This window comes from Haloparvum sedimenti (genome assembly GCF_001462205.1).
GTDB classification, from domain to species: Archaea; Halobacteriota; Halobacteria; order Halobacteriales; family Haloferacaceae; genus Haloparvum; species Haloparvum sedimenti.
Genome location: NZ_LKIR01000121.1, coordinates 66,301 through 75,851, shown reverse-complemented (window position 1 = coordinate 75,851; position 9,551 = coordinate 66,301). Strand labels below are relative to the sequence as shown.

The following is a 9,551-nucleotide window of genomic DNA, read 5'->3' as shown; positions in this document are numbered from 1 at the left end:
CGCGCGCGAGGGAGGCGGCGGCGCGGCCGCCTGCGGTGTCTCCAGCGCGCTACTGCACGCTGGAGGCCAGCGGGACGCGGTTTGTCCCGCGCTGCGGTGTCGCGGCCGCGCCGGCGCCGAGGCTGGGGAGGTGCGAGGCTGCGGTTGCGGCGCGGTTGCGGTGCTGTGCGGGGTGGGACTGAAAGGGGCAGCCGGCTCGATCCGGCCCCGGCGCCTCAAGCACTCGCGCCGGGCGGTGTGGAGAGGCGCGAGCGCGCAGAGCGTGCCGCGGCCGGTCGAGCCGGCTGGGGCTTTCTGGACGTTGCTGTCCAGATCAACAGGATCGACAGCAGTTACAAAAACGTCGTCGGGAGAGCGGGCTGGGGCTTTCTGGGTGTTGCCGTCCCGATCAGCAGGATCGACAGCAGTTACAAAAACGTCGTCGGGAGAGCGGGCTGGGGCTTTCTGGGTGTTGCCGTCCCGATCAGCAGGATCGACAGGGGTCGCAGAAACGTCGTACGGAGAGCCGGCTGAGACTTTCGAACTGGAAACACCCCACGCGACCCGACCCTCCCAGTCACCACCCCTTCTGAACCAACGAAAACGTCCGTCGAGCGCTACGTGACGGAGTTCTGCGGCGGAGTTCCTCTCGACCGCCGACGCCTTTTTACCTCGCGTTCACCAACTGCCCTCACCCTCAATGAACGGAAACAACCCCTACGCGGGCGCTCCCGGCGTCGCGGGTGCCGGCGAGCCGGAGCCGGTGGACCTCTCTCCCGACCAGGAGCGGGCGCTGCGGACCGCCGTCGCGGGGATCGTCGACCGCACGGAGTCGTACCTCCCGGACGGCTACATCGTCGGCTCCGAGCTTTCGGTGGGCACCGGCGGGGCCACCGCGACGGTCGCGGTGAACCCGCCGGCCGGGCATCCCGTCTCCGCCGGGTTCGCGCCGGACCCGGAGGAGCTGGAGACCGGCATCGAAGACACCGACGCCGAGGAGGTCGCGAAGGGGCTCGCGGCCAGCGCGGCGGTACAGGTGATGAACGCGGTCGGCGACGGCGACCTCACGCCGACGGCGAAGTAGGACGCGGCGTCAGTCGCCGCCGGGCGCTCCCGGACGGCGGTCGCGGTCGAGATGCTGTCCTTCTGCGGACGGAGTCACGCCGAACAGCGCGTAGGCGACGAGCGTCGCGGCCGCGACCGCGCCGACGCCCAGCCCCAGCGTCGCCGACGATCCCACGATCGGCGCGATCGTCCGGCCGACCAGCAACGGGACGGGGATCGCGGCGAGGAGCCAGTCGTACTCCGACCGGTTCGGTCCGCCGTTGCCGCGGTTGCTGTCGATGCCGTCGATGATCGCGTCGCCACTATGCACCATTCGTCTCACCCGGTCGGATCGCACGGCCGGAATTCACTTAGAAATTATCCCGCCGGGAGACGGGGGCCGGTTCGCGGCCGGACGCCGCGGTGCCGGTATCGAAGGAGGCGTCGGTACCGCTGGATCAGTACTGGTAGTGAATCGCGCGGTCGGCCGTCTCCTCGGCCTGGGCGAGCTTCTCGCGCGCTTCCTCGAAGTCCTCGCGGCGGACCTCGGTGCGGCCGTCGCGGATGGCGAACATCCCCGCCTCGGTCGCCAGCGACTCGATGTCGGCGCCGCTGTAGCCGTCAAGGTCGGCCGCCAGGTCGCGGAGGTCGATGTCGTCGGCGACGTTCATCTCCTCGGTGTGGATGTCGAGGATGCGGCTCCTCCCCTCGGCGTCGGGCTTGGGGACCTCGATGAGGCGGTCGAACCGGCCGGGCCGGAGGATCGCCTCGTCGAGCATGTCGAAGCGGTTGGTCGCGGCCATGATGCGGATCTCGCCGCGCTCGTCGAAGCCGTCCATCTCCGAGAGCAGCTGCATCATCGTCCGCTGGACCTCTGCGTCGCCGGAGGTCTTCGAGTCCGTCCGTTTCGCCGCGACGGCGTCGATCTCGTCGATGAAGATGACTGCGGGTTCACGCTCTTGCGCCAGCTCGAAGAGGTCGCGGACGAGCCTCGCGCCCTCGCCGATGAACTTGCGGACGAGCTCGGAACCGGCCATCTTGATGAAGGTGGCGTCGGACTCGTTGGCGACCGCCTTCGCGAGCATCGTCTTGCCGGTCCCCGGCGGGCCGTGCAGCAGGACGCCGCTCGGCGGGTCGACACCGACGGTCTCGAACACCTCGGGGTTGTCGAGGGGGTCCTCGACCGCCTCGCGAACCTCGCGGATCTGGTCGGCGATGCCGCCGATGTCGTCGTAGGTCACCTCGGGCGACTCGTCGACCTCCATCGCCTGCGCGCGGGCGTCCGTCTCGTCGTCGAGCACCGTCTGGACCGAGAAGGAGTCGTTGATCGCGACCCGGTCGCCCGGTTCGAGGTCGCCGTCCATCCGCGTGGACGCCTGCGTGAACACCTCCTGGTTGTTGCCGTGCTGCTTGATGACGATGCCGTCCTCGGTGATCTCCTCGACGGACGCGATGTACAGCGAGGAGGTCTTCAGCACCTCGTTCTCTCGTTTCAGCTCGTCGACGTCGTCCTTGAGGTCGTCGCGGCGGCCCTGCGCGTCCTCGAGGCGCCGCTCCAGCTCCTCGTTCACCTGCACGATCCGCTCGTAGTGTTTGCGGATCGCCTCCAGCCGCTCCGCCTCGGTCATCTCGGGGTCCAGCTCGAGGCGGGGACGGTCCGGGAGTGATGGACTGTGGGACATTCGTTGGCCGCGCTACGGTTCGCGCGTAAATGTGCCTTTGGGTCGGCGAAACGCGACCCCGGGCGGTACCCGGAGCCCGTCGCTTTCACGGCGGTCGAACCGGTTACAGAAACGGCGCCGGGGACGCTCGCGCTCGGCGTGCGAGAAGCCGGCCGCAGCGGTGTCGGCGGAGTGGGGCGGTGTCGGCGGAGTGGGGCGGTGTCGGTGGAGTGGGGCGGTGTCGGTGGAGTGGGGCGGTGTCGGTGGAGTGGGGCGGTGTCGGTGGAGTGGGGCGGTGTCGGTGGAGCGCGGCGCTCAGTCCGAGGCGCAGCCGCCGCCGCCCGAGAGCACGTCGCGGCCGTCGCCGGTGATCCGGTAGACCACCTCGCCGCTGACCGACTCCACCAGCCCCGCGTCGCGGAGCGCGTCGCACCGCCGCTCGACGTGGGGCGCGTGGAGCCCGGTGTTGCTCGCGACGAGCGCCGGGTAGTCCGCTCCCGACTCCGCGAGGTACGCGAGCACTCGGACGTCGGTGCTGTTGAGGTCTGCGGACGGGTCTCCGGCTGCGCCGTGGGACATGATCGTGACAAATGTTACCATTAACCATATACCTTGCGCCCGTTCCCGCCGGTCGGGAGCCTGCACGCGGAGAGGTCGCTCGTGGGGCGGCCGCTCACCGCCCGAACGCGAGGCGGGAGATGTCGTCCGCCCGGTTCATCAGCACCGTTCCGAGCGTCGCGGTGACGAGCACGTAGCCCACCGTGAACGCCGGCAGCGTCTCGCGGAACACCGGCGTCGTCCCGGCGGCGGCGAGGAACGCCGCGATCACCAGCGAGAACTCCCCGCGCGGCGCGAGCGCGCAGCCGACGCGGACCGCGCGCGTGGCGTCGAGCCCGTACGCGCGCCCGGCGAGGTACCCTGAGACGAGCTGGCCGGGGACCGTCACCGCCACCGCGACGGCGACCGGGAGCGCCGTCGCCGCGAGCAGCCGCGGGTCGGTCGCGGCCCCGACCGCGAAGAAGAACAGCGCGGCCGAGAGGTCCCGGACCGGGACGACGAGCGTCTCGATGCGCTGTACGTGGCTCGTCCGCCCGAACGCGGTACCGACGAAAAAGGCGGCGACCGCCTCGCTGACGCCCGAGACGATCCCGAGGCCGGCCACGAGCGCCGCCACGCCCAACACTCCGAGCAGGAACAGCTCCGACGAGGTCGTCGAGAAGGCCCGCTCCAGCCGATCGGCGCCGTAGTGCGCGAGCGCGACCACGACCCCCACGAACGCCGCGGCGGTCCCGAGCGAGCGCAGCAGCGTCTCCGGCTCGGCGACGCCCAGCAGCACCGCCGACAGCACCGCGAACGCGGCCGCGGTGAGGATGTCCTCGATGACGACCACCCCGAGGATCGCGTCCGACTCCGCGTCGGCGATCCAGCCGAGGTCCAGAAGCGACTTCGCGATGATCACCGTCGAGGAGTTGAAGACGATCAGCGCCAGGAACGCCGACTCAAGCAGCGACCAGCCGAACGCGAGCCCGATGAGGACGCCGAGCGGGGCGCTGATGAGCACGTCCGCCGCCCCGGCCCGCACGAACTGCGTCCGGTTCGTGAACAGCTGGTCGAGGCTCAGCTCCAGTCCGACGAAGAACAGGAGCAACACGACGCCGAGTTCCGCGAGCAGCCGGAACGTTCCCGGGTCGCGCACGAGCGACAGCGACAGGTCGCCGACCGCGGGCGCGAAGGGACCGACCGCGATCCCCACGAGGATGTACGCGGGGATGACGGAGTAGCCGAGCCGGCGGCTCGCGCCGCCCGCGGCGGCCAAAAGCACCAGCACCGCGCCGGCGACCGCCAGCGGGGGGAGCGTCGGGAGCCTTGAAGCCCCCTGAAGCGAGAACGCGGGGAGCGAGGCAGCGATCACGGTCGTCCCTCAGTCGTCCGCGGGCGTCGGGTCTCCCCCGTCGCCAGTTCCGTCCCGTCCGGCGAGCATCGGCGTCCCGTCCGCGCGGGGGCCGAGGGTCGGGCCGTGGGGGCCGTCGTCGGGGTCGATCCGGCGGCGTTTCTCGTAATCCGTCGAGCGCTCGACCGGGACGCGGCCGATGGCGGTGATCATCTCGACGTAGTCGTCGAAGCTGCGGTACTCGCCGTACTGCCCGCCGGCGCGTTTGGTGATCTCCTCCGAAAGGATGGTGCCCATGAAGTCGTCCGCGCCGCAGTTGAGCAGTTTGAGCCCGTGCTCGTCGCCCGACTTCACCCAGGAGGACTGAATGTGGTCGACGTTGTCCAGGAAGAGGCGCGCGACCGCGACCATGAGCTCGTCCTCCGCGAGGCTCGCCCCGCCGTCCACGACGCCGTGTCTGTACAGCGGCGTGTTCTCGTGGACGAACGAGAGCGGGACGAACTCCGTGATCCCGCCGGTGCGGTCCTGTAGGTCGCGGACGACTTTCAGGTGCTCCACGCGGTGGGCCGCGTTCTCGACGTGGCCGTACATGATCGTCGCTGTCGTGGGGAGTCCCGCGGCCATCGCGCCCTCCATCGCGGCGACCCAGTCGTCGGTCCGGATCTTCCCCGGGCAGATAACATCGCGAACCTCGTCGACGAGGATCTCCGCCGCGGTGCCGGGCGCGGAGTCGAGCCCCGCGGCCGCGAGTTCGCGGTAGACGGCCTCGTAGTCCCAGTCGGTGCCGCGCCGGGCGTGGTACGCCTCCTCCGGGGTCATCGAGTGGAGGTGCACGTCGTCGACCGACATCGCCGTCATCTGCTCGACGTACGTGCCGGGATCTGTCGCGTACGCCTCGGGCGGCTTGTAGTTCACCGCGCTCGCGGGGTCGTCGTACCCCCGGAGGATCTCGTGGTGCTCCTCGTTCAGCGCGAAGGCGGGGTGGAGCCCCGAGACGGAGGTCACCTCGTAGATGCCCATCTCCAGCGCATCCTCGACGACGGCGCGCGACTCCGCGGGCGTCTTCGTGAACCCCGAGTGCTCCACCTCGGCGTCCGCCTCGAACGCGTGAGCGGTGTTCTTGAAGTTACAGAACAGACAGCCGGTGTTGCAGGCGGTGGTGACGTTGTTGTTGAGGTTGGCGACGAACGTCACCTCGTCGCCGACGACCGCGGCCCGCCGCCGATCCGCGGCCTCCAGCACCAGTTCCTTGCGTTCGGGGTCGATGTCCTCGCGGTCGGTGCCGGTGGTGATCAGCTCGATCCCGTCGTCGACCGTCAGCCGGTCGCCCGCGCGCGCCTTCGCCAACGCGTTCTCGAAGGACTGGTCCGTCTCGGGGACGACCTCGAACTCGACCGCCTCGGGGTCGACCTCGCGCGCGTCGGTCATGCCCTCACCTCGCCGGCCGGACGTAAAAAGCGGGACGGTCGGCGGAGAACGCTGCCGACGCCGCCGGGGGTCTCACACCCGGTCGTAGTCCTCGCGGACGGTCTCCAGCGTGGCGACGAACACGCCGATGACGATGGGGCCGACGAACAGCCCCGTGAAGCCGACCGCGTAGATCCCGCCAGCCACGCCCACGAGGATGACGCCGGGGTTGATGTGGATCCGCTGGTCGATGACGATCGGACGCGCGTAGTTGTCGAACAAGCTCACCACGGTGAGACAGTACGCCGCCAGCAGTGCGGCCGCGACCGGCTCGCCCACGAGCGCGAGGTACGCCGCGGCGGGGCCCCACACGAGGAACGCGCCGATCAGCGGCAGCAGCGCGAGCACGGCCATCATGAACGTCCAGAACACCGCGTCCGGGACGCCGGCGAGCCAAAACCCCACGCCGGCGATGAGCGCCTGTCCGATCGCGACCGAGATGTGTCCGACGACGACGCCCCACGTGGCGGCGTCGACTTTCGCGAACAGCGCGTCGGTGACCCGGTCCGGTAGCGGGATCAGGTCCCGGAGCCACGCGACGAACGCCGGCCCCTCCCGGAGTAGGTAGTAGAGCAGGAAGAGGCTCAGCCCGACGCCGATGCCGGCCTTCGCAGCGCTCGCGACGAACCCGCCCACGCCGCCGAACATCGTCTCCGCGATCCCCCGCCCGAGCGTCGAGAGCGCTCCCTCGAGATCCGGTTCCCGGCCGGTCAGGCCGAGGATCCGCTCCTCCACGACGGCGACGTTCAGGTCGCTCTCCCGGTCGGCGATCGCTGCGACCTCGCGGACGAACACGACGCCGATGTAGGCGAGCGGGACGACGACCGCGCCGACGGTGCCGCCGACGAGCGCCAGCGCGGACGCCATCCCCCCGACTCGCGTACGGAGTCGCCAATGAAGGGGATAGAGCACGTACGCGAGGATGCAGGCGGCTATCACGTACTCGATGAACGGAAAGACGACGAACGCCGTCAGGAGGGCGACGGTCCCGAGGAGACCGATCAGGAACGCCTGTCCGCGGTTCATACGGCAACGTCACACGCCGTCCTCAAAAGGGTCGCTCCGACCCGCGTCAGTCCGCCGCTTCTTCCTCGTCCAGCCCGGGCGCGGCGCTTGGGTCCACGTCGGCCGGCTCCTCGCGTTCGCCGCCGACCACGGTCTCGCCGTCCTCCGTCTCGACGTAGGCGTCGTCCGCGAACCCCGCCTTCGCGTTCTCGTACTCCGGCTCCGTCAGCTTCTCGGGCGTCTCGGGGGCCTCCGCGATCCCCTCCGGCGGGCGGAACTCCCCGAGCGGATCGTCGATGGTGATCCCGTGTTTCGTGAAGAACTCCTCGTAGCGGCGGTAGTGGGGTTCGATCTCGTCGCCGGGGATCTCCATCATCTCCGTCCAGCCGTGATTGAAGAAGTCGAAGTTCGCCTGGACATGGGTGATCTCGCGTGCCTTCGCCTCGGGGAACCCGGCCTGCAGCGCGGTGAGGTACGTCGCCATCGTCGCGTCGAAGAAGTCGTCGAGGTGCGCGCGGCGCTCCTCGCGGCGCTCCTCGTCGGCCTTGTTGAGGAAGATGGTCGTGTGGAGGTCGACGAGCTTGTCGTGGGCTGCCTCCCCGATCACCGGCGCGGTGAGGGCCTTCTTCGCGGCCCAGTGGCGGACGTTCTGGCGGATCTTCATACTTCAGCATTGGTGCCGTGAACCCTTCAATGTGTGGCGAACGGACCGAACGAGGCAGGGAACGAACGGCCACGGTCGACGATCGGTCGGCGACACGCGGCGGATCCCTAATATTCGGTAAGGGAATCCCTTGAATCCCCATGAGAGAAACTCTCGTTCCCGGATTCGGATAGCAATCCACATTAACCCCGAATACGAACGGCCGCGTATGACCGAATCGTACGTGATCATCGGCGATGGGGTCGCCGGGTCCTCCGCGGCCGAGACGCTGCGCGAGGAGCAGCCGGACGCCGAGATCACCGTGCTCACGGACGAGGGTGAGGCCCTCTACAATCGGATCCTGATCAAGGAGTTCGCGAAGGGGAAACTGCCCGCAGCGCCCATCTCCATCCACGACGAGGAGTGGTACGCGGAGCGGGACATCGACCTCCGGCTCAATACGCTGGTCGTCGACGTCGACATCGAGGCGGACGAGGTGACGACCCACGAGGGCGAGACGTTCGCGTACGACAAACTGCTCTTGTCCATCGGCGGCACGCCGACCCAGCTCCCGGTGGACAACTCCGACGCCGAGGGCGTCCACCACTTCTGGACGTTCCAGGACGCGCGCGCGATCAAGGAGTCCGTCGAGAGCGCCGAGAAGGGCGTCATCGTCGGCGCCGGGCTGCTCGGCATCGACTTCGCGGCCATCTGCGGCGCGCAGGACGTCGAGGGGAAGTACCTGATGCGCGGGGACTCGTGGTGGCGGTACGCCCTCTCGAACGAGGGCGCCGAGATCATGCACGAGGCGATGCGCGACGTGGGCGTCGAGCCGGTGTTCGACTCCGGCGTGGACCACTTCGAGGTCGACGACGACGGCCGCGTCGAGGCCGCGGTCGACCCCAACGGCGACCGCTACGACTGCGACTTCGCGGGCGTCGCCATCGGCCTCAACTTCAACACCGAGATCGTCGAGGAGACGCCGATCGCGACGGACAACGGGATCATCGTCGACGAGTACATGCGGACCAACGTCGACAACGTGTACGCGGCCGGCGACATCACGGAGTTCCACGACGTCATCCTCGGCGAGCGCGCGCAAAACGGCGCGTGGGGCTCCGCGAAGGAGCAGGGGACGGTCGCCGCAAGGAACATGGTCGAGTACGGCTCCGAGGAGTTCCGCTGGGTCTCCTCGTACTCGATCACGCACTTCGACTTCCCGTTCCTCTCCTTTGGCCACCCGACGCTGGGCGACGACGAGGTCGAGGCGACCACCGGCGAGGGCGAGTGGCGCAAGCTCGCGCTGAAGGACGGCAAGATCGTCGGCGGCGTCCTCATCGGCGACCTCGCCCCCCAGTCCGCCTACAAGCAGCTGATGCGCGAGGAGCGCTACGTCGCCGACCAGAAGGAGACCCTCATGCAGGAGGGGTTCTCGGTCGAGGACCTGAAGGCCGCCTCCGAGCAGTAGACGTCGCGAGCCGTCCGTTCTCCGTTTCCTCCGTCCGCGGCCGCGGTCGGGTGGGCGCGTTCCCCGCAGCCCGAAGCGAAGCCGTTTTCGCCCCGCGCAGGTATCCTCGCGTATGGACAGCGGCGGATCTTCGGACATGACGTTGGCGTTCGAGCTCGAGGCGCTGAAGCGTCTCGCGGACCCGAACGCCGTGTTCAACGGGGCGCGCCAGTGGACCGAGTACGTCGGCGTCGTCTCCGAGAAGCCGACGTACGTCGTCACCAACTTCACGCGGAAACACCGCGTCCGACAGGACTTCTTCTCGGGCCCCCGCGGCGTCGAGGAGAGCCTGGAGAACATTCTGCGGCAGTTCGACACCGAGCGCCACGTCTTCGTCGGCACCGGCGAGGAGGA

At 69.2% G+C, this 9,551-nt stretch carries 10 protein-coding genes and 1 pseudogene; 4 read left to right on the top strand and 7 right to left on the bottom strand.

All coding sequences use genetic code 11. From position 1 onward, the window contains the following. Nucleotides 1–237: 237 nt before the first annotated feature. Complete coding sequence (locus AN233_RS16810) at nucleotides 238–513, top strand: hypothetical protein (protein WP_125919996.1); 276 nt, start codon at nucleotides 238–240, stop codon at nucleotides 511–513. Between the two features lie 166 nt (nucleotides 514–679). After that, nucleotides 680–1,063, top strand: a complete 384-nt coding sequence (locus AN233_RS07650; RefSeq protein WP_058366205.1) for a DUF5811 family protein — start codon at nucleotides 680–682, stop codon at nucleotides 1,061–1,063. Between the two features lie 9 nt (nucleotides 1,064–1,072). Here AN233_RS07650 and AN233_RS07645 read toward each other — a convergent pair whose 3' ends face one another. The 7 genes from AN233_RS07645 to AN233_RS07615 form a co-directional block, all read right to left on the bottom strand. Continuing rightward, nucleotides 1,073–1,357, bottom strand: a complete 285-nt coding sequence (locus AN233_RS07645) for a hypothetical protein (RefSeq protein ID WP_058366204.1) — start codon at nucleotides 1,355–1,357, stop codon at nucleotides 1,073–1,075. Between the two features lie 124 nt (nucleotides 1,358–1,481). Further along, complete coding sequence (gene pan2, locus AN233_RS07640) at nucleotides 1,482–2,705, bottom strand: proteasome-activating nucleotidase Pan2 (protein WP_058366203.1); 1,224 nt, start codon at nucleotides 2,703–2,705, stop codon at nucleotides 1,482–1,484. Nucleotides 2,706–2,999: 294 nt separating this feature from the next. After that, nucleotides 3,000–3,263, bottom strand: a complete 264-nt coding sequence (locus AN233_RS07635) for a DUF2250 domain-containing protein (RefSeq protein ID WP_058366202.1) — start codon at nucleotides 3,261–3,263, stop codon at nucleotides 3,000–3,002. 94 nt (nucleotides 3,264–3,357) lie between these two features. After that, entirely contained in the window at nucleotides 3,358–4,596 is a 1,239-nt protein-coding gene (locus AN233_RS07630) for a cation:proton antiporter (protein ID WP_245626034.1), read from the bottom strand. Between the two features lie 9 nt (nucleotides 4,597–4,605). Continuing rightward, the gene (cofH, locus tag AN233_RS07625; protein ID WP_058366201.1) at nucleotides 4,606–6,003 is read right to left on the bottom strand and encodes a 7,8-didemethyl-8-hydroxy-5-deazariboflavin synthase subunit CofH; all 1,398 of its coding nucleotides are present in this window, start codon (nucleotides 6,001–6,003) and stop codon (nucleotides 4,606–4,608) included. A 72-nt stretch (nucleotides 6,004–6,075) separates the two neighbouring features. Then, on the bottom strand, nucleotides 6,076–7,068 hold the full coding sequence (locus tag AN233_RS07620; RefSeq protein ID WP_058366200.1) for an AI-2E family transporter: 993 nt from the start codon (nucleotides 7,066–7,068) through the stop codon (nucleotides 6,076–6,078). A 46-nt stretch (nucleotides 7,069–7,114) separates the two neighbouring features. Beyond that, nucleotides 7,115–7,711 (bottom strand): DUF6149 family protein, encoded by a 597-nt coding sequence (locus AN233_RS07615; protein WP_058366199.1) that lies wholly within the window; start codon nucleotides 7,709–7,711, stop codon nucleotides 7,115–7,117. A 208-nt stretch (nucleotides 7,712–7,919) separates the two neighbouring features. Between AN233_RS07615 and AN233_RS07610 the strand changes: the two genes are divergently transcribed. Together AN233_RS07610 and AN233_RS07605 are read left to right on the top strand one after the other, a co-directional pair. After that, nucleotides 7,920–9,158 carry an NAD(P)/FAD-dependent oxidoreductase gene (locus AN233_RS07610; protein WP_058366198.1) on the top strand — a complete coding sequence of 413 codons (1,239 nt, stop codon included), beginning with the start codon at nucleotides 7,920–7,922 and terminating at the stop codon, nucleotides 9,156–9,158. 112 nt (nucleotides 9,159–9,270) lie between these two features. Next, nucleotides 9,271–9,551 (top strand): annotated as a pseudogene (locus tag AN233_RS07605) (DUF7124 domain-containing protein); the annotation flags it as partial.

Coding starts and splice junctions, on each gene's coding strand:
- pan2 (WP_058366203.1), bottom strand. CDS start 2,705: ATGTCCCACAGTCCATCACTCCCGGACCGTCCCCGCCTCGAGCTGGAC.
- AN233_RS07620 (WP_058366200.1), bottom strand. CDS start 7,068: ATGAACCGCGGACAGGCGTTCCTGATCGGTCTCCTCGGGACCGTCGCC.
- AN233_RS07610 (WP_058366198.1), top strand. CDS start 7,920: ATGACCGAATCGTACGTGATCATCGGCGATGGGGTCGCCGGGTCCTCC.
- AN233_RS07635 (WP_058366202.1), bottom strand. CDS start 3,263: ATGTCCCACGGCGCAGCCGGAGACCCGTCCGCAGACCTCAACAGCACC.
- AN233_RS07645 (WP_058366204.1), bottom strand. CDS start 1,357: ATGGTGCATAGTGGCGACGCGATCATCGACGGCATCGACAGCAACCGC.
- AN233_RS07650 (WP_058366205.1), top strand. CDS start 680: ATGAACGGAAACAACCCCTACGCGGGCGCTCCCGGCGTCGCGGGTGCC.
- cofH (WP_058366201.1), bottom strand. CDS start 6,003: ATGACCGACGCGCGCGAGGTCGACCCCGAGGCGGTCGAGTTCGAGGTC.
- AN233_RS07615 (WP_058366199.1), bottom strand. CDS start 7,711: ATGAAGATCCGCCAGAACGTCCGCCACTGGGCCGCGAAGAAGGCCCTC.